The sequence below is a fragment of the Cyclobacterium xiamenense genome (assembly GCF_009467825.1).
Classification (GTDB): Bacteria; Bacteroidota; Bacteroidia; order Cytophagales; family Cyclobacteriaceae; genus Cyclobacterium; species Cyclobacterium xiamenense.
The window spans coordinates 131,728-153,494 of record NZ_WIOK01000014.1; the positions used below are offsets into that span (position 1 = coordinate 131,728).

The following is a 21,767-nucleotide window of genomic DNA, read 5'->3' on the forward strand; positions in this document are numbered from 1 at the left end:
AAATCATTTTGCCATGTTGACAATTAAATCATTTACATTCAATCCGTTCGCTGAAAACACGTACCTTCTCTACGACGAGACGAAAGAGGCCTTGGTGATCGATCCGGGCTGCTACGAAAAACAGGAAAAAGGCGAGCTGCTTGATTTCATTACAAAAAATGATTTGCACCCCGTAAAATTGATCAATACCCACTGCCACATAGACCATGTGCTGGGAAATGCCTTCATAAAAAGCACCTTCGATATCCCGCTTTGGTACCACGAGGAAGAAGAAGCGGTACTACAGGCCGTTAGCAGCTATTCAGCCAATTACGGATTTGCCCAGTATCAGCCCAGCAAAGCCGACCACTACATTCGCGAAGGGGAATGGATCAAATTTGGCAATACCCAATTGCTTTCCATCTGGGTGCCGGGCCATTCTCCCGGACACCTGGTATTTTACAACGAAGGGTCGGCAAGCTGTATCGGCGGCGATGCGCTGTTTCGGGGAAGCATCGGACGCACCGATCTTCCGGGTGGCCACCACGAAACATTGATCCAATCCATCCGCGAAAAACTCTTCGCTCTGCCGGACAACGTGGTGGTCTACCCCGGGCACGGGCCCAGTACCCGCATTGGGGAAGAAAAAGAAACCAATCCATTCGTAGGTAAATCCGCCTCCTCTTGAGTATCCTCCGACACATCCCAAACCTCCTCACCTGTCTGAACCTACTTTGCGGGATGATAGGCATCCACATTGTGATGGAAGAAGGTCCCGTGTTCGGCTACTATTTTATCTTGGCGGCAGCAGTTTTTGATTTTTTTGACGGCTTTGCCGCACGGCTGCTCGGGGTGCAAAGCGATATTGGCCAGCAACTGGACTCCCTGGCAGACCTGGTAACCTTTGGCGTATTGCCCTCTTTTATTGTGTTTTACCTGATTCAGGCATCGGGTGTACACGCATACCTTCCCTATATCGGCTTTCTCATAGGTATCCAATCTGCCATCCGTCTGGCAAAATTCAATGTAGACGAGCGACAAACGGAGCGTTTTATCGGATTGCCAACTCCTGCAAATGCGCTGTTTTTTTCCACCCTCCCGCTGTTGGGCCAAAAAGTGGCCTTTCTATCGGAAATCTGGAACAATCCCTGGGTTCTTTCGGCCCTGACTTTGATTTTTTCGTACTTATTGACAGCAGAACTACCCTTGCTGGCACTGAAGTTCAAGCATTTTGGGTGGAAACAAAACGAATTCCGGTACCTCATGCTGCTGATTTCACTGGCCGGAATCGCTATCTGGGGCTGGGCAGGCATTCCCATAGCGGTGATTTCGTACATCTTCCTGTCCATGATCAGCAACCGACTGGAAAAACATGAAGGGAAAACGTAACGTTTCCATATACACGGGTACCTTGCTTGGAGGCTTTCTATGCCTGTTTGCCGGCCCCTTGTTTTCCCAGGATTATTTTGTGTTTCCAGTCACCGACGAAGGTGTCTACCGTCTTTCCCAGGAACAAGCTACCGCCTGGGGATTGGGCAGCCTGGAGGAAATTAGCTTCTACGGAGAACCGGGTGCCTTGCCTCAACAGGTAGATAGCAGCCTGTTTCGGTTAAAGGAACTACCCCAAAAACGAATCGACGACCAGCTGTATGTCTTCCTGGGGCAACCCGACCAAATACTGGTGGAAGATGGCAAGGCCCGGCTCGAACCGCATCCCTACACGGATAGCCTATATTACCTGATCCAAACCGGAACCCCCCCCAAAAACCGGGTGCAGGATGCCGAGGAAACTGCCGCCACGCCTACTTCCTCAGCCAATGGACTGCTGTACCGATTTCAGCCCTTCAAAGAAGAAACCTATAACCTGTTGACCTCGGGCCGCTCCTGGTATGGACTCCGGACCTTTGCCAACGGTGGTCAAACCATTGCCTTCCCCTTACCCGATGTGCCTCCCCAAGGCAGGGTATCCGTTCATGCCCGTATGATGGCCCAGTCCTTCGAAGACAGCCGGTTTCAATTTCGTCTCAATGGGGAACCGATCGGCGAACTCCCGATTCCCTCGGTACCCAACAGCCGGTATGCCGTAAAAGGCAGGGAGGCCCGCTTCGATGCCGAGGCGACGCTGCCAGAAGATGCCGAGGGCATTTCGCTGCAGTTCACGTTCACTACCTCCAACCCGAACGGAGCCGGCTATTTGAAGCACCTGCTACTGGGTTTCCCCTATGCGGCGGCAACCATCGGCCCGGGTATCTATTACCGCTTGTCGTCAGCGCCCCTACAGCCGATCAACAGCAACTATCAGCTTTGGAATGTGAGCGATTTTCACCAAATACAATCCGGGCAGGCAGCCGCCATCGATGCGCGGAAACTAGCCGTATTTGATCCGGATGAGGTGCCGGAAATCTCCCGCCCAACTGCCGTAGCCCCACCCGACCAACTCCTTTCCGGGTTTCCGGAACTGATCATCGTGACGGCGCCTCCACTTGCCGCTCAGGCAGAGCGGCTTTCCCGGTTTAAAAACTCCCAGGGAATACCGACCGAGGTGGTACAAACCCAGGCCATCTACGAGGCATTTGGCTACGGAAATCCCGATATCAGCAGTATCCGGAATTTTTTGGCCTACCAGTGGCATGCGGGCAAATCGCTCAAACACGTACTTTTTTTCGGGAAAGGCAGTTTCGACTACAAAAAAAAACTGGGTGGCCGACCCAACCTGGTGCCCACCTACAGTTCCCGGTCCAGCCTTAACCCATTGACCACCTATGGGTCGGACGACTTTTACGGATTTTTGGACATGGGCAAAGGGGAATGGGAGGAATCCGAGAACGGCGATCTGGAACTGGATATCGGTGTGGGGAGGATTCCTGCCATCACTCCGACCGAGGCAGCCGAAGCCGTGGACAAGATCATCCGATACCAGACCGAAAGTACCGGATCGTGGACGAGAAAGCTTCTGTTTATCGCGGACGATGGGGATCAGAACATTCACCTCCGCGATGCGGAACAGCATGCGGCCTTTCTGTACAACCGCTACCCGGAAGTAGACATCCGAAAATTATACCTGGACCAATTCGAGCAGCATCCTTCCGAACCTACGCTACCCGCGGCGAAACGGGAACTGGCGGAAGAACTGGCGGAGGGGCTTCTTCTGGTAAATTATACGGGGCACGGCAACGAACTGACCTGGGCGGCGGAGGAGCTTTTTACCGTGCCCGACATTGACGACTGGCCGGAAAGCGGACGTTTCCCCGTATTCGTGACCGCTACCTGTGAGTTCGGAAGGCACGACAGCCCCTTTTTACGCTCCGGTGCGGAGGAATTGCTTTTTGCGCAGGCCAAAGGCGCCATTGCCGTGCTGGCTACCGGTAGACCTGTATTCAGCAGCGTTAATTTCCGCTTAAACAAGGCCTTTGTGGCGGCCCTTTTTGAAGCCGGGGGAACCCTGACATTGGGTGAAATTTTCAAACGGACCAAAAACGAAAGCCTGGCTGGCGCCCTGAACCGGAATTTTTCCCTGCTGGGCGATCCTTCGCTGCGGTTGGCCCTGCCCGATTTACGGGCCCGTACCCTCTCTCTGGTTAAGAGCCAGACCCGCATTGAAACCGATACCCTCTTTGGTAATCAAAAACTGATTTACCAGGGGGAAATCCAGGATCCGCTTACAGGCGCTCAAATTAACAATTTTGATGGAACCTACGAGTTTCGCGTAGAAAATGAACCAAAAGCCGTAGAAACCCTGGGTGATGAAAGTCCCCCCACCACCTTCCTCGACTACCAGCAACCCCTGTTTCGGGGACTGGGGCGTGTCGAAAAGGGTCGGTTTGAAGGGGAATTGCTGCTGGGAAATGCCTCGCTGGAGGAAGTGGCCATTGGGAAAATCATGCTTTACGCCCGGGAAGAACGCGGTCCCTGGGAAGCCTTCGGTGGAGCAACTATCCCTTTGAAAGCAGGTACCGACGAATGGGAAGAAGATACCGCCGGACCGGAAATGGAGCTGTTTGTTTTTGACAGCCTGGAAAACCGGGAACGCATTTCCAGCACCCAGAGCCCGATTTGGATTTACCTGCGTGACCCTTCCGGAATTCAAACCGGAATCCCGGAGGGAATTACCCTGTCAATCAACGATAACCCGCCTGTTTCGGTAACTGATTTTTACACGGCGACCGACGGAACCTACCAGCAGGGCTACGTGAAATTTCTGCTGGAGGGCCTAAAGGAAGGAGAAAACACGATTCGGGTCAGTAGCAGCGATCTCCAGGGAAATGTTTCCACGGGCAGTCGGTCCGTTCGGGTGGAAGGGAGCCGAAAACTTCAGGTGGAAACGGTCCTTGCTTATCCCAATCCCTCATCGGAGCAGGTATCCTTCCTGGTTTCCCACAACCGTCCGGGAGAAAATCTACGTTTAAAGTTGAGCCTATATTCTTCTGCAGGCCATGAAATATTTTCGTTGCGGCGGCGTTTTCCTAAAGCCGGGCGGTTTTTAACAGACATTCAATGGATATTTTTACAAAGCAAAACCAAATATCCGGCAAAAGGAACTTATCTTTACCAAATAGAACTCGTTTCTGAAGGAGACGGCACTTCGGGAAGTACGGGAGGAAAAATTATTATTCGATGAAAGTGAGCAAAAACATTCTTCAAACGTTAACTTTTTTTGTGGCTTTCGCCGCCTTTCACGTGGAAAGTCAGGCACAGATCACGATCCCGCAGCTATCCGGACAGGATGTTGACCGGCGGGTAATTATCACGGCGGTACCTTTTCTCAACTTTGCACCGGACAGCAGGCATTCCGCCATGGGAGATGCCGGTGCGGCTACCAGTCCGGATGCGAATTCGGCCCATTGGAATGCGGGCAAACTCGCATTTATTGAAGACGATATGGGCTTCTCCCTGTCCTACTCCCCCTGGCTGGGACGGTTGGTACCGGATATGTCGCTAAACTACCTGACCGGCTACAAGCGCATCGACGATGTATCGGCTTTTGGGCTGGACCTCCGGTATTTCAACATGGGGGACATTCAGCTGACCGACTCCAGGGGGAATGCCCTGGGAGACTTTAGTCCCCGGGATATTGCCATAGGCGGTACCTATTCCAGAAAGCTTTCCGACAACCTGGCTCTAGGGATCAGTGCCCGCTTTATTCACTCCAATCTTTCCGGAAACCTGAGTTCGGCCGGAGGCAATGAAAGCCGGCCGGGCGTAAGTGTGGGTACGGATGTGGGCCTGTACCATACCTCAGAAATCATCCTTTCGGATAAAGAAGCGAACCTTTCCTGGGGAATCAACCTCTCCAACATCGGGCCAAAGATCACCTACAACAGCGCAGAAGACCTGGACTACCTCCCCACCAATCTCCGCATTGGGTCTGCCTTGCGGATTCCCCTGGACGGGCTAAATAGCATTACCTTCGCATTGGATCTGAACAAAATGCTGGTGCCTACGCCGCCGCTTTACCAGGTCGACGAAAACGGTCAATTGGTGCTGGACCCCTCCACCAACCAACCCATTATTGCCGCAGGTAAAGACCCTGCCCGACCCTTGATAAGCGGCATGTTTGGCTCGCCCTTTGATGCGCCGGATGGGTTTCGGGAAGAAATGCAGGAGGTGATGATCTCCTTCGGGACCGAGTATTCCTACGACAATAAATTTGCGGTGCGTGCGGGCTATTTTTACGAAAATCCCAAAAAGGGAGGTCGCCGGTATTTTACCATGGGCGTTGGATTTAAGTTCAACCGACTCGGTTTCGACTTCTCCTACCTCGTCCCTCAGGTTCAGAATCATCCGCTTGCAGAGACCTTGCGGTTTTCGCTGTTATTCAACGTACCCCGATGAGCATAGACCGCAGTCAGGCGCCGCCCTTTCTACTACCCGATCAAATTGACTTGAATCCGCCCGCATGCCGCCTGTTACCAGGAGGCATGCGGCTGTATTACAACCCCTCGCCCACCATCGCGGCCGTAAAGTTGGAAGTGATCTTTCCGGTCCATTTCCGAACGAATAAAACCTATAACCCCTTGGTTTCCTTCTTTACCCTGCACATGTTGCCGGAGGGAACCCAGACGTTGCCCTCGGAGGAATTGGACGATTTCTTTGATTTTCACGGCTCGGAAGTAGAAATCCTATCGGGATTTGAACGGCATGGGCTGGGCCTGGTAACCACCAAAAAGCACCTAAAAGACGTATTACCGGTATTTCGGTCCTTGTTTACCGATGCCCTATTTCCGGAAAAGCATTTTTTGAAACGAAAATCACAGAAGAAATTAAGCCTTAGCATTCAGCAAGAGCAGACGGCTGCGCGGGCCAATCAACTCATTCGGGCCGGGCTTTTCGGTAAAGATCATCCCTTTGGACAGTATCCCTCGGAAGCAGACGTGGATGCGGTTTCCCGCGAGGAACTGATCGCGTATTACCGCAACGAGTTTCTTACAGTCCCCCAACTATTTGTCACCGGTGATCTTTCCGAAGCAGAATTGCTTCTTTTGGAAGAGCAGTTTGCCAACTTGCCCTGCCTAAACGGGACGATTCTGGGCCCACCTGCGTTTGAATCCGATTCCGGCAACCGGCAGACAGAAGAAAAGCCCAAAGCCGTGCAGTCCAGCATTCGGATGGGCAAGTGGATGATCCCTATGGCACATCCGGACTACCAGGCCCTTTCGTTTTTCAATACCGTCCTGGGTGGCTATTTTGGCAGCCGACTTATCCGAAACATACGAGAGGAAAAGGGCTACACCTATGGAATCAATAGCTTTTTGGGAAATGTAAACGGAGATGGCTACTGGATGGTATCCGCAGACGTGAAGGGAGGATACGGGGACGAGGTGATCCGGGAGGTGTACAAGGAGATCCAACGCCTGATATCCGAACCCATTCCGCCGGAGGAGCTGGAAATCGTAAAAAACTACCTGGCCGGCAGCCTGTTATCTAGCTTTAGCAATCCCTTTGACTTGATGAGCCACTTTCAGCGGGTGCATTTTGAAGGGTTGGATTTTTCGATATTCACCCAACAATTGGCCTTTATCAAGGATTTTGACGGGGCGCGCTTGCAGGAAATCGGGGCCACCTATTTTTCTCCAGAGGCCATGCAGGAAGTCATTGTAGGGCAATTATAAAGTCTTTCGCTTCCTCCACCAGTCGTACAGGCCGGAAAGATCCCATCGGCACGCCAGCCAGGCTCGGTAACTATAATACCGCCAATCCGTAGAACCGCCTTTCGGGTACCGTTCCAAAAACCGGGCGGCAATGGTAAAATTACCCGAGGCCAGGGCGTGTTTGGTCTCGTGCAAAATCCGAAATTTCAAAGCCTGCGCTTCCTCCGCAGTACGAAGCAGCGCGGCAATCTTGTCACAGACCTGGAGGGTGGTGGACAAAAACCGGGCATCGCCCACCCGGTACTGCTGGCTCGAAAAGGAATCCGGGAGGATCCGTTTGGTGACACCCAACAAGTCTCCGTAAACAAAGGCATGGTCACGAGCCATCCGGATCAACAAATCAAAATCTTCGTAAACCAAGCGCTCGTCGTAACCGCCGGCTGCTTTGAGCACCGGTGCGTTTAGCACCAGTGAGGCGGAGCTGATCTGGTATTTTTCTACGACGGCGGCAAACACATCGCCTTCGGGGATAGGGCCGATCGCTTTACCGGCAGCATCTACCGGGTAAAAGGCACGGGTTTGCCCATTCGTATACAAATGGCGCACGTTGGAAAAATACACCGACGCGTTCGTTACACTGAGTCGGTTCACCGCCTCCGCAAGATGCCGGGGATGAAGAAAATCGTCGGCCGCCAGATCCACTACCAGATCGCCCCGAGTCTGAGCCAGGGCGCGGTTGAAGGATTGGCAGTAATTGATGGGACGATCCCGAAAATGACAGCGAATGGGGAGCTTATGGGCGTTTTTCTGTTGCCATGCCAGGATGGCCTTCCGGGAAAAATCGGTACTCCCGTTATCGACGATGTGGAGTTCGATCGCCGGGTACACCTGCTGCAACACGCTGTCCAGCGCTGCCTGCAGGTAGGGCGCCTGATTGTAGCAGGTACAGATCACGGAGACAAGCGGTTCGTTTGGTGTTTTTTGCCGATCCATTTGGGAAAGCAGACTTTATTGGCTCCTTCCGACATTGCTACCCATTCACTGGGCTACTTGCTTCCTGCTCTTTTACACCTGCGAGCAATGACGTGTTTTGCCACTATAGGAAAGACTGCTTTTGAATGTCGGACGAACGATTCGTAATATTTGGCTAAATTAGCGATTCTAAACCAACCGGCAGCATTCGTATCCATGGAAGACAGCTACCTAACCCTAAAAGCCACGTCAACGGGCAGTTATAAAGAAAAAGGAAGTAAATTTCTATCCTTTGCCTACCCGGTAACCGACGAATCGGAGGTGCAACAAATCCTGGACCAGCTTCGGAAATCCTACCACGATGCCCGGCATCATTGCTATGCGTATATTCTGGGAAAAGACCGGGACATATACCGGGCCAATGACGACGGAGAGCCGCATCACAGCGCTGGAGACCCCCTATTGGGACAACTTCGCTCCCGGGAACTGACCGACGCGCTGGTGGTTGTGGTCCGGTACTTTGGCGGGGTAAAACTAGGGGTAGGCGGACTGGTAAAAGCCTACAAAACGGCCGCCGCATCCGCGCTTGACGCGGGTGAGGTGATCGAACAAACCTTACACACCCGCATCGACATTCACTTTGCGTACCCATCCATGGATGAGGTCATGCACCTTATCCAGCGTCACAACCTGAAAATCGCCGAGCAGCATTTTGAGACGGACTGTCGACTATCACTCGAATGCCGGGAGTCAAAATCCGCCGAAGTCAGGGAACTGCTGCAATCGATTTCTTCCCTGACTATTCTTACATAGAAAAGATGTCGTCCAGGTAGCCCTGTTTGTACAATTTGAGGAATATTTCCAGACAAGCCCAGGCATCCGTAGCTGCATACAGCAGTTGCTTTTCGGTTAGTGCAGGTGCTTCCCAGTTGGACACCTGCTCGGACTTGGAGATGCGGATTCCAAGCACCATGGCACTCAGATTGCGCACCCCCACATTGAGAAAGCCCACACGGCGCAATTCTTCGTTGAGATCAAAGAAAGCATCCGGATTAAAGCCGGGCGACAGTTTTTTGAGTGCTTTGATATCGTCCCTAACCGCTGCTCCTACCTTGACCGTATGAGGGTCTTCCAGCACGGATTTGGCCTGAATAGGGAAGCCCAGCTCGTTTAGCCGAATCAGGTAGGCCGTATCCCGGGTAGACAACTGCAGCAGCGACACGTCGTAGGAAACGCCTCGCCGAAAAGCCGGTCTGGTTTCGGTATCGAAACCAATGAATTGCTGGCTGGACAAATCCCGCTCCATTCGGCGCAGATCCTCCTGGTCCCGCACCAGCAATATCTCGCCAGGAAAAGCCCCAATATCCAATCCATTCACTTCCTCTTTGGTGATCTTTAAGGGTATCATGCCAGCACCTCCTCTTCCTTGATCTGTTTCATTTCTTCCTTCGAGTAATAATTGATGCCCCAGTTAAAATACCCAAACAAAATCGTCATAAAAGGGCTGATGATATTAAAGAAACAATAGGGGGCATAGGTCAGCGTTGCCACGCCCAAAACCGAGGCCTGCGTGGCCCCACAGGTGTTCCAGGGAATCAACACGGAAGTCACGGTGGCACTGTCTTCCAGCGTACGGCTCAGGTTTTCCCCCTTCAACCCTTTTTTTCGGTAAATATCGGCATACATTCTTCCGGGAACAAGGATGGCCAGGTACTGATCGGAGGTCGTTATGTTGAAAAAGAAACCGGTACCAGCGGTGGCAGCAATGAGCGAGCCTACCGAATTCACTTTTCCGATTACCGCCTCCGCAATGACTTTGAGCATGCCACTTACCTCCATGATGCCGCCAAAAACCATGGCACAAAGAATCAGCCAAACAGTGTACAGCATGCCTGCCATGCCGCCGGTGACCAGCAAGTCGTTTACAACGGCATTGGAGGTCACGATCGCCGTATCACCAAATAGTGCCTGCATGACCACCCGGAAGGAACGCAGGAGGGCACCTCCTTCCATTTCGGTGGAAAGGCTACGAATCACTTCTCCCTGAAAAATCAATGCAAAAACACCACCCAAAAGGGCGCCTGCCAGCAGGGTGGGGATGGCCGGCACCTTTTTAATGATGAGAACCAAAACCAACACGGGCACGATAAACAACCAGCCGTTGACCACGAAGGTGTCCGAAATCACGGAGGAAATGGCCTTTACCTGCCCCACGGTTCCTTCCGGCTGCCCCCACACACCGATAATCCCAAAAATCAACAGGGTGATGGAAATCGAGGGCACGGTGGTCTTCACCATGTGCCGAATATGGGTAAACAAGTCCGTACCGGCCATGGCTGGAGCCAGGTTGGTGGTATCTGACAGGGGGGACATTTTATCGCCAAAATAGGCACCCGAAATAATGGCTCCGCCGATAATCCCTTCGCCAAATCCAAGGGCTTTGCCGATTCCTAAGAGGGCCACCCCTACCGTTGCCACTGTGGTCCAGCTACTTCCCGTGGCAATCGACACCACGCCGCATACCACACAGGCCGCCAGCAAAAAGATGGTCGGATTCAAAACCTGAAGGCCGTAATATATCATGGCAGGGACAATCCCACTCAACATCCAGGTACCGGCAAGCGAACCGATCAGCAGCAAAATCAAAATGGAAGACATGGCGGAGGAAATACTCTTGATCATGCCGTCCTGTATCGTGCCCCAGTTGATGCCCAGCCGGAAGACCGCCACCAGTCCCGCCACTCCGGAAGAAATGACCAATACCAACTGATTGGAGCCCAGCAGTCCGTCCGTACCAAAAACACTGATGTTGATCACCAGCAGGACAATTAGGAAAAATAGTGGAAACAGTGCTTCCCAAATAGTCGGACGTTTTGCTTGTGTACCCATTGCGATCGGTGGATGAAAAGATAAACCTTAAAGTTAAAAAAAAATATGAATTTCCAGCCGGTACCACCGAAACTCTTTGTTATTTTAATCTATCCGCTTGAATTCAATATAAAGTTCTGAGTTTACTCCCGCCTCCATGTATTTCAATTATTTTTCTTAACTTACTATCAGTTAATTTGGTACCTACAACCGGACTCATGAGAAAGATAGACGGTCTGCTTCAGGAATACGACATCAGCCACCGGCATCCTACCAACAAAACCATCCATTGGCTTTGCGTGCCTGCGATTTTTTTTAGCGCGGTAGGCTTGTTGTATAGCATACCCCCGGGACCCATGCAGGAAATGGAATACCTACTCAGCCATTTTGCCAATTGGGCCACTCCGGTATTGTTGCTGGTGCTGGTGTATTACCTGATGCTTTCGCCTCCGCTGGCACTGGGAATGCTGCTGTTTGTTGCCCTGTGCCTGGCAATGGCCAGCCTGTTATCCCTACTCCTCCCCTTCCCTTTTTGGATCTTTTGCGTTGTCTTGTTTCTGCTTGCCTGGCTGGTACAGTTTTATGGGCATAAAATCGAAGGGAAAAAACCCTCTTTCTTTAAGGACCTTCAATTTCTCCTCATTGGTCCCGCCTGGTTGATGCACTTCATTTACAAGCGTTTAGGCTTCGCTTATTAATCTTGACTGGCCCCAAATCTCCCTTTCGGCGACTTGTTTAGGAATATTCCGGTTAGATATCGGCCAGATTTTCACTATATTCTGGTAAATTTGACTAGTGGCTCTTTTTTAACCGAACTACCAATGCTATCCTTTATACTTGCAGCAACCGAAATCCCCCTTTTGTCAGACATTGTCGTCATATTTGGACTTGCGACACTGGTGATCCTGCTTTTCATGCGGCTCAAACTACCCACCATCATCGGGTACTTGCTGACCGGGGCCATTGCCGGACCCTACGGTCTTTCCCTGGTGGACGCCTCCACCGCAGTGGACGTGTTGTCCGAAATCGGAGTAATCTTGTTGCTGTTTGTCATCGGGATGGAATTTTCCCTAAAAAGCCTGATGGCCATCAAAAAGGCTGTTTTTATCGGAGGCAGCCTGCAAGTAATCCTTACCATTGCCGTTACCAGTCTGATCACCTACGCTTTCGGCTACGAATGGAACAAAGCGGTATTTTTCGGGTTCCTATTTGCCCTGAGTAGTACAGCCATTGTCTTGAAACTACTCCAGGAAACCGGACAGATCAATAGCCTGTCGGGCCGAACCACGCTGGCCATCTTAATCTTTCAGGACATCATCATTGTGCCGCTGGTGCTGTTTACACCCATGCTTGCCGGGGAGTCGGACAATATCCTGCTTTCCCTCACCTTCATGGCACTTAAAGCAGGGCTGGTCATTGTTTTGACCATCCTCAGCGCCAAATACCTGATTCCAGAGTTGCTTTATCGGGTGGCCAAGTCGAAAAACGAGGAACTGTTTCTTTTAAGCATCATCGTTATTTGTTTTGCCGTAGCCTATGTGACTTCCCTGCTCGGCCTTTCTCTGGGCTTGGGAGCCTTTTTGGCCGGGCTGATTATCAGCGAATCGGAATACAGCCACCATGCCACCGGCAAAATTTTACCTTTCCGGGAGATCTTCCTCAGTTTCTTTTTTGTGTCGGTAGGCATGCTTTTCGATCTCAGTTTTCTGATCGACCACCTCCTGGTAATTTTGTTTCTGGTGGTCCTTACCGTGGTGATCAAGTTTTTGGTCGCTGCCATTGCCGTCAAATCCATCGGCAGTAACTTCAAGGATGCCTTTGTCGTCGGATTCTCCATTTTCCAGGTGGGTGAATTTTCCTTGTTGCTGGCGAAGGAAGGGCTTGAATACGAACTATTGGACCCCATCACCTATCAGTATTTCCTGGCGATTTCGATTTTCACCATGATTATCACGCCCTTCGTGCTGAAACAGAAAGAAAACCTCGCATGCAGGGTCTTAAACATTCCCGTACCCAAGAAAATAAGGGCCCGTTTTGGCGAGAAAATCAATGTGCCAACCGGTCAAGTCGAAACCGATCGACTGAGCGACCACCTGGTCATCATCGGCTTTGGACTAAATGGCAGAAACCTGGCAAGAGCCGCAAAACGGGCTGAAATACCCTACGCCATCATCGAAATGAACCCCGAGACCGTGCGGGTAGAGGCAGCAAAAGGAGAGCCGATCATGTACGGCGATGCCGCAAATCAGGTTGTGCTGGAACACGTGAATATCCACAAAGCCCGGGTGGCGGTCATTGCAATATCCAACCACGAATCGACCCGGAGCATCATCACCAACATCCGTACCGACAGTCAGAACGTGTTTATTATCGTGCGAACAAGGTATGTGAACGAAATCGAGGCCATGCTAAAACTCGGTGCAGATGAGGTGATACCGGAGGAATTTGAAACTTCCATCGAAATCTTTACCCGGGTATTGAACAAATACCTGGTGCCGAAAGGCGAAATCGACGATTTCACCCACGATGTGCGCTTCCACAATTACGAAGTGTTTCGCTCCCTGCAAGGCGACAGCGGCTCCACCATTGCCCTGGATATCCCCGAAATCAATTTTGCCGGCATCAAAATTGAAAAAGATCACGGCGCCTTTATCGGCAAATCCATCAAGGACATCAACTTACGGGAAAAGGCAGGCATCAATCTGGTTGCGATCAAAAGGGATGGTAAAACCAATACCGATATTCACGGGGATACCAAAATCAAATTGGGAGACATTGTCTACGTGGTAGCCCGTCCGGAGGCGCTGGAAAAATTCGAGGACGATGTCAGCATTTCCTGACTCGCTGCCGCCTCCCGCTGAGGAGAAATTTAGCGGAATAGTTCACCTACTACCAGGCTGGGATGCTTTCTGATGAAAAAACCCTATTCGGACAGGCCGAACAGGGTTTTTTGTTACTTCCAGGCCGCACCTGATTAGAGAATCAACATGGCATCGCCATAGCTAAAAAATTTGTAGTTTTCTTTGATGCCTTCCTGATAGGCTTTCATGATCAAATCGTATCCACCAAAGGCAGATGCCGTCATCAACAGCGTCGATTCGGGCAGGTGGAAGTTGGTGACCAGCGCATTGGCGATTTTAAATTCGTAGGGGGGAATGATAAATTTATCCGTCCATCCGCTGCTGGACTTAAGCCGGCCATTGGCCGTCACCGAGGATTCAATGGTTTTAAGAGAGGTGGTACCCACGGCTACTACCCGCTTTTTGGCATCCAGGGCTTTGTTGACCAGGTTGACGGTTTCCTGCGGAATATCGTAGTTTTCCGAATCCATTTTATGCTTGGTCAGATCCTCTACGTCTACCTGCCGAAAGGTTCCCAATCCGATGTGTAGGGTGATCGGGCTGACTTCCACGCCCTTGATCTCCAATCGTTTTAGCAGGTGCGGGGTAAAGTGCAAACCGGCAGTGGGTGCGGCCACTGCCCCTACGTGTTGAGCAAAAATGGTCTGATACCGCTCCCGGTCCGAGTCCACCACATCCCGCTCAATAAATTCTTTCAGAATAGGCGTCTCCCCAAGGGTATCGATGGTCTTGTAAAATTCCTCATCGGTACCGTCAAACAAAAACCGGATGGTTCTCCCCCGGGAAGTAGTATTGTCAATTACCTCAGCTACCAGGTCGCTGTCACCAAAATACAACTTGTTTCCAACCCGTATCTTCCGCGCCGGATCTACCAACACGTCCCACAGGCGAAGTTCCTGATTGAGTTCCCGCAGCAGGAACACTTCAATTTTTGCTCCCGTTTTTTCCTTGTTCCCATAGAGTCTGGCAGGAAATACTTTCGTATTGTTGGTGACGAATACATCGCCCTCACCAAAATACTCAATGATATCCTTAAACACCCGATGCTCTATTTTTCCAGTATCCCGGTGGATCACCATCAACCGGGACTCGTCCCGGTTTTCCGGTGGATACAAGGAAATAAGCTTTTTAGGAATTTCAAATTTGAAATCAGATAACTTCATGTGTATTTATTTTGGAAATAACGAGTGAACGTAATTATCGTAAAAAATGCAAAGATAGTAAGAATTTAGCCTTATTCTACTTATCTTGTCAAATTATTTTAAATATTCGAGACATTGAACATTCTTCGCCTTATCTGGGAAAGTTTTCGCTTTGCGATGCAAGCCTTAAAATCGAACCTAACCCGGACCATTCTTTCCTTGCTCGGGGTGACCGTAGGTATTTTTGCCATCATCGCGGTGTTTACATTAGTGGATTCACTGGAACGCAACATTAAGGACAGCCTCACCTTTTTGGGTAGCAATGTGATTCGGGTAGATCGGTTCCCCTTTTCCTCGGGCCCATCCCAATACCCCTGGTGGCGCTATTTTCGGCGACCGCCGGCAAATTATTCCGAATATGTCTTTTTGAACGAACGCCTGAAAAGTGCTTCCTCGGTGACCGTATTTGCCTCCACCCGCACCACGGTAAAAGCCGGTAGCAATGCCTACGAACAGGCGAATCTGGACGGAGTGGTACAAAACCACAAGGAAGTATACGATATTCCCATTCAGGAAGGGCGCTTTTTTACCCAAATGGAAATCAATGCCTCCCGAAACGTTTCCATCATCGGCGTAAAGATCGCCAACGCCTTGTTTCCCAACCAAAATCCCCTGGGAAAGGAATTTAAGATTAAAGGGTTGAAATTCATCGTCATCGGGATCTTGCAAGAGGAAGGAGAGGGATTGTTTGACACTCCGTCAAAAGACGAAGCGCTCCTGGTGCCCTATGGAGCCTTTAACAAACTGTTCTACGTCGGAAAAAACGGCATTGAACCCACCATTGCGGTCAAAGGTCGGGACGACGATCCGGGCTTGATCGCTTTGGAGAATGAAATGGCCGGTCTCCTGCGCGCGAAACGCGGGCTGCGACCTACGGAAGAAAACAACTTTGCGCTAAACAAATCGGAATTTATTCAGGATGCGATCGGATCCATTTTTGCGGTCATCTCCATAGCCGGCTGGGTGATCGGGGGATTTTCGATTTTGATCGGGGGATTCGGCATTGCAAATATTATGTTTGTTTCGGTTAAGGAACGAACCGGCATCATTGGCATACAAAAATCGCTGGGTGCCAAAAACTATTTTATCCTGCTGCAATTTCTCTTTGAGGCCACCTTTCTGAGTTTGATTGGAGGGATGGCCGGGCTGTTGATTGTATTTGGAACTACCTTTGTCTCACTGGGTAATCTGGAGATCATCCTCAGCTTTAAAAATATCCTGTTGGGAGTGGGCTTGTCTTCGGCGATTGGCATTGCCTCTGGCATCATTCCTGCTTCCCTGGCGGCTAAAATGGATCCGGTAGATGCCATCCGCATGGCCTAGCAGCTACCGGATTCCTTGCCTTCTGTTAATCTTCTTTCTTGGATTCTTCTTTCTTGGATTTGCCGTTTGATTTCGCTTTTTCCTTATTGTCTTTAAGGATACCTGCCTTTTCCTTGATTTTCAGCTCCAATTCTTCCATGAGTTCCGGATTGTCCAGCAGGAGTGTCTTCACCGCATCTCTGCCCTGCCCCAGTTTGTTTCCCTCGTAGGAAAACCAGGAACCTGCTTTCTTGACGATGTCAAATTCCACACCCAGATCGATGATTTCACCTACCTTCGAAATGCCTTCTCCGTACATGATGTCGAATTCCACGACCTTGAACGGCGGCGACACCTTGTTTTTCACCACCTTTACCTTGGTTCGGTTACCCAGGATGTTATCCGGCCCTTCTTTGATCTGCCCGATTCTGCGGATGTCTAGCCTGACCGAGGCGTAGAATTTCAGCGCGTTACCACCGGTGGTCGTTTCGGGATTGCCAAACATCACGCCGATCTTTTCCCGAAGCTGATTGATAAAGATACAGGCACAGCCCGTTTTATTGATGGCTCCGGTCAACTTCCGTAGGGCCTGGGACATCAACCTGGCCTGTAGGCCCATCTTGGACTCGCCCATCTCGCCCTCCAGTTCTCCTTTGGGCACGAGTGCTGCCACCGAATCGATCACAATGATATCGATGGCTCCCGAGCGGATGAGGTGTTCGGCGATTTCCAGGGCCTGCTCGCCGTTGTCCGGCTGGGAAATCAGCAAATTTTCGATGTCAATGCCGAGCTTTTCCGCATAGGATTTGTCAAAGGCGTGCTCTGCATCGATAAACGCCGCCAGACCTCCCGCCTTCTGTGCCTCCGCAATGCAGTGCATGGAAAGGGTGGTCTTACCGGAGGATTCCGGTCCGTAAATTTCAATCACCCGGCCTCGGGGCACGCCGCCGATCCCCAGCGCCATGTCCAAACCCAGGGAACCTGTAGAGATGGCGGGTACGTCCAGAACCACGTTATCGCTTAGTTTCATTACCGTACCTTTGCCGTAGGCTTTTTCCAGCTTGTCCAGGGTCAGCTGCAGGGCTTTTAATTTTTCCGCGTTCGCACTCATACGATGTATCTTCAGATGTTTAACTCGATCAATTGATACTGTGAAAGTAACCATTCGTGGGATCATTCACAACTCCGGATAACCATTGTTTTTCGATTTCGTTAGTATAAATTTGATGAACCCGACCCCGTCCATTGACTGTCAAAATGGTACGGACTTTGAAGATACCTTTAATAAAACACATGGTCTTACAGCTGCAAACCATCTTCTTGATGCTTTTTTTCCTGGGAAATGCCCAGGCACCCGAACCGGAACCCGTCCGGAAAAACCAGGCTTTTGGCAAAGGAGAAACCCTGACCTTCAATGTCAGCTATTTTTTCATCAATGCGGCGGAAGCCAAAATGGTCATATCGGATGAAATCCACCAGGTAGACGATCGACCTGCATACAAAATTGATGTATATGGAAGAACGCTAAGCATATTCAAACTCTTTTACGTGAAGGACAACTGGGGTACCTACATTGATACCGCCCGTATCGTCCCCTACCGGGCTTACCGGCACATCGAAGAAGGAAATTACCGAAAGCACGAAGTCATCGATTTTGACCAGCAGAATCAATCGGCGACCGTAAAACTATACGATCGGGAAAACAAGGAATTGGTAAAAACCGAGTCGTTTGATGTTCCCTATCAGGTGCAGGATATCGTGAGCGGGTATTACCTGCTGCGCACCATGGATTTCAAGGGCTTAAAAAAAGGCGATGAAATCGGGATCAAGGGGTTTTTTGACATGAAAAATTATAACCTAAAATTAATATACGAGGGTAAGGACCGGGTGTCTACCTCTATTGGCGACTTTGATACCCATGTGTTCAGTCCGGTGATGCCAAGCAACAAACTATTCCGAGGCAAAAAACCCATCAAAATGTGGATTACCGCCGATGACAACCGCATTCCGGTAAAAATAAAAGCCAGCATGGTGGTGGGCTCCATCAACATGGACATTGTATCGGCAGAAGGATTGCGTAACAATTGAGCAACAAATCGATAATAATTCGCTAACCCATGGAATAATCCAGGTAAATAAATCCCCGTACCGCCATCAAACCTTGTCTGGGAGCAACCTGTTTTTTATATTTTACCTACCTTTGTACGGTGATTGTAATTTACTGTTGTTTTTAATCCATGAGTGACAAACCAAAGTTAAAGGTCCTGGTGGTGGACGACGAAGAAGATATCATCGAAATCGTCACCTATAATCTGGAAAAAGAAGGCTACGAAGTAAGCGCCGCCACGGACGGCATGCAGGCTGTAAAAAAGGCCCGAAGCTTCCAACCGGATCTCATCCTGCTGGACATCATGATGCCGAATCAGGATGGCGTGGAAACCTGCCGGCAAATCCGGGATATCCCCGAGCTGAAAAATACGTTCATCGTCTTTCTGACGGCGCGGTCTGAGGAATATTCCGAGGTAGCCGCTTTTGACGTGGGAGCCGACGATTACATTCACAAGCCCATCAAACCCCGCGCATTGGTAAGCCGTATCGGCGCCCTGTTTCGTCGTGACAATAAAAAAGAGCCGGATAGCACCAAAATTGAAATCCGGGATCTGGTGATCGACCGGAGCAGCTATACCATTTCCAAGGCAGGCAAGACCATTATCCTTCCCAAAAAAGAATTTGAGCTGCTTTACTTCCTGGCAAAAAACCCCAACATGGTATTTAGCCGGGATGAATTGCTCAAGAATATCTGGGGAGCAGACGTCTTTGTCCTGGCACGTACGGTGGACGTACACATCCGAAAGGTTCGGGAAAAAATTGGCGACGACTACATTTTCACCGTAAAAGGCGTCGGCTACAAATTCAACCTAATTTAAGAACGGATATGTTCAGTACTTCCAGGGGAATTGCTTTTGTACTGGCCGTATCCATCGCCTTGCTTTTGGTGGCTTTTTTGTCCCTGATGGATGAAGTGGGGTCCATGGTCCTGCTAGCCACTGCCGCCCTTTCCTTCTCCATTTCCTACCTGCTCATCCACCTAGGCCTGGAGTTTCTGGTATTTAAGGAAATCAGCAATATTTACAACGTACTGGAAAAAATCCAGCGTAAGGATGTATCCTTCAAAGGTGTAAAAAAAATCAAAGCCTCCCTGCCGCCCTTAAAGAGTATCCAAACCAATATCAACGAATATGCAGCGGCGAAAAACCGGGAAATCGAAACCCTGCAAAAAAACGAAACCTTTCGGAAAGAATTCATTGCCGACATTTCCCATGAACTTAAGACACCAATTTTTGCCGCACAGGGCTACATCCATACCCTGCTGGACGGGGCGGTGGAAGACCACAGCGTGCGGGATAAATTTTTGAAGCGGGCCGCCAAAAGCCTGAACAACCTGGATAATCTCGTACAGGACCTGATCACCATCAACCAGATCGAAAGTGGCTTTATCCGCTTTCATCCGGTCCATTTTGACCTACGAGAAACGATACTGGAAGTCATCGAACAGCTGGAGGGCAAGGCCCACAAGCGGGGGATACGGATTCATTTTCAGCATGCCCCTGAAGAAAGGTATTACACGTATGCAGACCGGGAAAAAATATTCCGGGTGCTCCAAAACCTGGTCTCCAATGCGATCAAATACAACAAAGACGAGGGAGAGGTGACGATCCAGTTAAAAAGCCACAAAAACCACCTGTCGGTCAAAATCAAAGATCAGGGGATGGGCATTCATCCCGAAGACCTGAAGCGGATTTTCGAACGCTTTTATCGGGTAGAAAAGAGCCGTTCCCGGGAGAAGGGCGGAACGGGCCTGGGCCTGGCCATCGTCAAGCACATTCTGGAGGGGCACAAAAGCACCATTTCGGTAAGCTCCATTCTGGGCAAGGGTTCGATTTTTAGCTTTGACCTTCCGGTAGGAAACAGCCCGGCAACCTTGGAAAAAAAGGGTTGAAGCAGTAGGGACAGTTCCTGATGGTCAACTTCCAGGGAATTCGACTAGCCAACGTGTATTTCGGAGGCCCGGTTAGTTTAGCTGGTTTACGACTTTTCATAAACCACCTTCCCTACCCGTCCGATATGTTCCTGAAGCGCCTTATTTTCGATTGTATGTCGAATGGACAGGTCCGTTTGATAGGGCAGCAACAGGTCATCAATTTCTGTATCAATTCTATGGAGCAGGGTAAGCGTAAGCAAGTTACCTTCCAGTGTCAAGTCTATATCAGAACCTCTACCATAAGTGCCTTTAGCCCGTGAACCGTAAAGTATGGCTTTATCAATCTCTGGATACCGAGCAAAAACAGCGCATATGGCTTTAATGGTTTTTGCTGGTAAGCCCGTGTCGGTACGTGTCTGGATAATCATGACAAATCCGCCTCTACTTGTTCCATTTTTATCTTAAACGCAAAAAATGCTTCGAAGTACTGTGTAATGATTTTCTGGGCGATTTCAACAGCAATTGCTTCGTTATAGGTATGGCTGCTCCTATTACGGCTTTTTATCATATCCATCCAAATTTCCCCGTCATCGAGTAAATTGTTTTTAAATGATTCCCGGGTAGCATCTCTCGATCCCCGTATTTCAAAATTGCCCTGATAGAAAAAGAAATCTTTCATCACTAGCCAGGCTAGTTCATGCGTGTATTCAAAAGATTGGATAAGCCCCTGTTTTTCCAATTGGCTCAATTCCCGTGTATTGGCCAGGGCTACTGCATCTTCCAGCTGTTTGTATGCTTTCCTGAAATTCGAAAACCGTTGTTTCCATCGTATGTCCTTCTCCATACTAATCTACTATTTAGTAGTAATCAAAATCCGCAATAGCCAGGAGTAACTTCCTGTTGATCAACAAGCAACGGTTTTAAATCAGTTCTGACCTCAATCAACGATTTGAGAACCGCCCAACAGCTCTTTCACTAGTACCGGTAAATTAATCATTTCAGACAGGTAAACCATGCGAATGCATCCATTTTTTCAACGTCATACCTTTCCAGAAACCTGTTTTCTTTGGTTTTAACAGCTAAACGCATGCAGTCGATCATTAATTTTCTATTGGATACTACTTGTCTATTGGTAACCAATGACCTACCGATGACGTAATTTTACCACCCCCTGTCTCCCCCTCCTGTTTTCAGGAGGGAGGTTGGGGTATAATACTCCCCAAAATTGAGACCAGAGGTTAAGTTAAAAAAAACGATTAAATTTAACCTTATGAACAAGCAAACAAGGAGGAAGTTTTCCGCAGAATTCAAGGCGAAAGTAGCCCTTGAAGCGGTTAAGAATCAGCAGACATTGGCTGAGTTATCCAAAAAATTCGACATTAGCCCCGTAGTTATCTCTAAATGGAAAGGGGAGTTTCTAGAGAACATTTCGGCGGCATTTGAAAAGGAGTCTCCCAATAAAAAGGAAGAAGGTCCGGGGATCGAGCAGCTGTATGCGCAGATCGGTGAGCTG

The 21,767-nt window shown here is 49.9% G+C and carries 20 protein-coding genes; 13 read left to right on the top strand and 7 right to left on the bottom strand.

Annotation, left to right across the window (positions count from 1 at the left end; genetic code table 11):
* The first annotated feature begins 13 nt into the window (after positions 1-13).
* From GCU44_RS12470 to GCU44_RS12490, 5 genes are read left to right on the top strand one after another with little or no spacing between them, the layout of a single operon-like run.
* Positions 14-667 (top strand): MBL fold metallo-hydrolase, encoded by a 654-nt coding sequence (locus tag GCU44_RS12470; RefSeq protein WP_154856692.1) that lies wholly within the window; start codon positions 14-16, stop codon positions 665-667.
* Entirely contained in the window at positions 664-1,368 is a 705-nt protein-coding gene (pssA, locus tag GCU44_RS12475) for a CDP-diacylglycerol--serine O-phosphatidyltransferase (protein WP_154856693.1), read from the top strand. Before GCU44_RS12470 ends, pssA begins: the two co-directional genes overlap by 4 nt.
* The gene (gene porU / locus GCU44_RS12480) at positions 1,352-4,597 is read left to right on the top strand and encodes a type IX secretion system sortase PorU (RefSeq protein ID WP_154856694.1); all 3,246 of its coding nucleotides are present in this window, start codon (positions 1,352-1,354) and stop codon (positions 4,595-4,597) included. Before pssA ends, porU begins: the two co-directional genes overlap by 17 nt.
* Positions 4,594-5,811: a type IX secretion system outer membrane channel protein PorV gene (porV, locus tag GCU44_RS12485; protein ID WP_154856695.1), complete on the top strand. Its 1,218-nt coding sequence runs from the start codon at positions 4,594-4,596 to the stop codon at positions 5,809-5,811. Before porU ends, porV begins: the two co-directional genes overlap by 4 nt.
* Positions 5,808-7,088 carry a M16 family metallopeptidase gene (locus tag GCU44_RS12490; RefSeq protein WP_154856696.1) on the top strand — a complete coding sequence of 427 codons (1,281 nt, stop codon included), beginning with the start codon at positions 5,808-5,810 and terminating at the stop codon, positions 7,086-7,088. The genes porV and GCU44_RS12490 overlap by 4 nt, the downstream gene beginning before the upstream one ends.
* On the opposite strand, the gene GCU44_RS12495 is transcribed toward GCU44_RS12490, so the two are convergent.
* Positions 7,083-8,060: a glycosyltransferase family 2 protein gene (locus GCU44_RS12495; protein WP_092176733.1), complete on the bottom strand. Its 978-nt coding sequence runs from the start codon at positions 8,058-8,060 to the stop codon at positions 7,083-7,085. The genes GCU44_RS12490 and GCU44_RS12495 overlap by 6 nt on opposite strands.
* A gap of 150 nt (positions 8,061-8,210) precedes the next feature.
* On the opposite strand from GCU44_RS12495, the gene GCU44_RS12500 reads away from it, so the two are divergent.
* Positions 8,211-8,852, top strand: coding sequence for an IMPACT family protein (locus tag GCU44_RS12500; protein ID WP_317175338.1), 642 nt, complete (start codon positions 8,211-8,213; stop codon positions 8,850-8,852).
* Here the strand turns inward: GCU44_RS12500 and GCU44_RS12505 are convergent.
* Positions 8,845-9,447, bottom strand: a complete 603-nt coding sequence (locus tag GCU44_RS12505; protein ID WP_154856697.1) for a 3'-5' exonuclease — start codon at positions 9,445-9,447, stop codon at positions 8,845-8,847. The two genes, GCU44_RS12500 and GCU44_RS12505, sit on opposite strands and share 8 nt — an antisense overlap.
* A complete protein-coding gene (nhaC, locus tag GCU44_RS12510; RefSeq protein WP_154856698.1) occupies positions 9,444-10,928 on the bottom strand; it encodes a Na+/H+ antiporter NhaC in 1,485 nt (494 codons plus the stop codon). The genes GCU44_RS12505 and nhaC overlap by 4 nt, the downstream gene beginning before the upstream one ends.
* Positions 10,929-11,125: 197 nt before the next feature.
* Here nhaC and GCU44_RS12515 point away from each other — a divergent pair, with 197 nt between their 5' ends.
* Both GCU44_RS12515 and GCU44_RS12520 read left to right on the top strand, forming a co-directional pair.
* Positions 11,126-11,605, top strand: coding sequence for an Mpo1 family 2-hydroxy fatty acid dioxygenase (locus GCU44_RS12515; RefSeq protein ID WP_092176741.1), 480 nt, complete (start codon positions 11,126-11,128; stop codon positions 11,603-11,605).
* Positions 11,606-11,728: 123 nt separating this feature from the next.
* Complete coding sequence (locus tag GCU44_RS12520) at positions 11,729-13,747, top strand: monovalent cation:proton antiporter-2 (CPA2) family protein (protein WP_154856699.1); 2,019 nt, start codon at positions 11,729-11,731, stop codon at positions 13,745-13,747.
* 134 nt (positions 13,748-13,881) lie between these two features.
* Here GCU44_RS12520 and queA read toward each other — a convergent pair whose 3' ends face one another.
* Positions 13,882-14,931, bottom strand: a complete 1,050-nt coding sequence (queA, locus tag GCU44_RS12525; protein ID WP_154856700.1) for a tRNA preQ1(34) S-adenosylmethionine ribosyltransferase-isomerase QueA — start codon at positions 14,929-14,931, stop codon at positions 13,882-13,884.
* Positions 14,932-15,045: 114 nt separating this feature from the next.
* Between queA and GCU44_RS12530 the strand changes: the two genes are divergently transcribed.
* Positions 15,046-16,293: an ABC transporter permease gene (locus GCU44_RS12530; RefSeq protein ID WP_154856701.1), complete on the top strand. Its 1,248-nt coding sequence runs from the start codon at positions 15,046-15,048 to the stop codon at positions 16,291-16,293.
* A 25-nt stretch (positions 16,294-16,318) separates the two neighbouring features.
* On the opposite strand, the gene recA is transcribed toward GCU44_RS12530, so the two are convergent.
* Complete coding sequence (recA, locus tag GCU44_RS12535) at positions 16,319-17,383, bottom strand: recombinase RecA (RefSeq protein ID WP_092176751.1); 1,065 nt, start codon at positions 17,381-17,383, stop codon at positions 16,319-16,321.
* A 182-nt stretch (positions 17,384-17,565) separates the two neighbouring features.
* Here recA and GCU44_RS12540 point away from each other — a divergent pair, with 182 nt between their 5' ends.
* The 3 genes from GCU44_RS12540 (at position 17,566) to GCU44_RS12550 (ending at position 20,272) form a co-directional block, all read left to right on the top strand.
* Complete coding sequence (locus GCU44_RS12540) at positions 17,566-18,360, top strand: DUF3108 domain-containing protein (RefSeq protein ID WP_092176887.1); 795 nt, start codon at positions 17,566-17,568, stop codon at positions 18,358-18,360.
* Between the two features lie 149 nt (positions 18,361-18,509).
* On the top strand, positions 18,510-19,199 hold the full coding sequence (locus tag GCU44_RS12545; protein WP_154856702.1) for a response regulator transcription factor: 690 nt from the start codon (positions 18,510-18,512) through the stop codon (positions 19,197-19,199).
* 8 nt (positions 19,200-19,207) lie between these two features.
* A complete protein-coding gene (locus GCU44_RS12550) occupies positions 19,208-20,272 on the top strand; it encodes a sensor histidine kinase (protein ID WP_154856703.1) in 1,065 nt (354 codons plus the stop codon).
* A gap of 86 nt (positions 20,273-20,358) precedes the next feature.
* Here GCU44_RS12550 and GCU44_RS12555 read toward each other — a convergent pair whose 3' ends face one another.
* Together GCU44_RS12555 and GCU44_RS12560 are read right to left on the bottom strand one after the other, a co-directional pair.
* Positions 20,359-20,682: a nucleotidyltransferase domain-containing protein gene (locus GCU44_RS12555; RefSeq protein WP_154856704.1), complete on the bottom strand. Its 324-nt coding sequence runs from the start codon at positions 20,680-20,682 to the stop codon at positions 20,359-20,361.
* Positions 20,679-21,098: a nucleotidyltransferase substrate binding protein gene (locus GCU44_RS12560; RefSeq protein ID WP_154856705.1), complete on the bottom strand. Its 420-nt coding sequence runs from the start codon at positions 21,096-21,098 to the stop codon at positions 20,679-20,681. The genes GCU44_RS12555 and GCU44_RS12560 overlap by 4 nt, the downstream gene beginning before the upstream one ends.
* Before the next feature lie 426 nt (positions 21,099-21,524).
* Here GCU44_RS12560 and GCU44_RS12565 point away from each other — a divergent pair.
* Positions 21,525-21,767: transposase (locus tag GCU44_RS12565; protein ID WP_154856706.1), on the top strand; the 243-nt coding region annotated here is incomplete at its 3' end.

Coding starts and splice junctions, on each gene's coding strand:
- recA (WP_092176751.1), bottom strand. CDS start 17,383: ATGAGTGCGAACGCGGAAAAATTAAAAGCCCTGCAGCTGACCCTGGAC.
- GCU44_RS12560 (WP_154856705.1), bottom strand. CDS start 21,098: ATGGAGAAGGACATACGATGGAAACAACGGTTTTCGAATTTCAGGAAA.
- GCU44_RS12555 (WP_154856704.1), bottom strand. CDS start 20,682: ATGATTATCCAGACACGTACCGACACGGGCTTACCAGCAAAAACCATT.
- GCU44_RS12520 (WP_154856699.1), top strand. CDS start 11,729: ATGCTATCCTTTATACTTGCAGCAACCGAAATCCCCCTTTTGTCAGAC.
- GCU44_RS12470 (WP_154856692.1), top strand. CDS start 14: ATGTTGACAATTAAATCATTTACATTCAATCCGTTCGCTGAAAACACG.
- GCU44_RS12505 (WP_154856697.1), bottom strand. CDS start 9,447: ATGATACCCTTAAAGATCACCAAAGAGGAAGTGAATGGATTGGATATT.
- GCU44_RS12490 (WP_154856696.1), top strand. CDS start 5,808: ATGAGCATAGACCGCAGTCAGGCGCCGCCCTTTCTACTACCCGATCAA.
- porU (WP_154856694.1), top strand. CDS start 1,352: ATGAAGGGAAAACGTAACGTTTCCATATACACGGGTACCTTGCTTGGA.
- GCU44_RS12545 (WP_154856702.1), top strand. CDS start 18,510: ATGAGTGACAAACCAAAGTTAAAGGTCCTGGTGGTGGACGACGAAGAA.
- GCU44_RS12550 (WP_154856703.1), top strand. CDS start 19,208: ATGTTCAGTACTTCCAGGGGAATTGCTTTTGTACTGGCCGTATCCATC.
- GCU44_RS12540 (WP_092176887.1), top strand. CDS start 17,566: ATGGTCTTACAGCTGCAAACCATCTTCTTGATGCTTTTTTTCCTGGGA.
- GCU44_RS12515 (WP_092176741.1), top strand. CDS start 11,126: ATGAGAAAGATAGACGGTCTGCTTCAGGAATACGACATCAGCCACCGG.
- GCU44_RS12495 (WP_092176733.1), bottom strand. CDS start 8,060: ATGGATCGGCAAAAAACACCAAACGAACCGCTTGTCTCCGTGATCTGT.
- queA (WP_154856700.1), bottom strand. CDS start 14,931: ATGAAGTTATCTGATTTCAAATTTGAAATTCCTAAAAAGCTTATTTCC.
- porV (WP_154856695.1), top strand. CDS start 4,594: ATGAAAGTGAGCAAAAACATTCTTCAAACGTTAACTTTTTTTGTGGCT.
- nhaC (WP_154856698.1), bottom strand. CDS start 10,928: ATGGGTACACAAGCAAAACGTCCGACTATTTGGGAAGCACTGTTTCCA.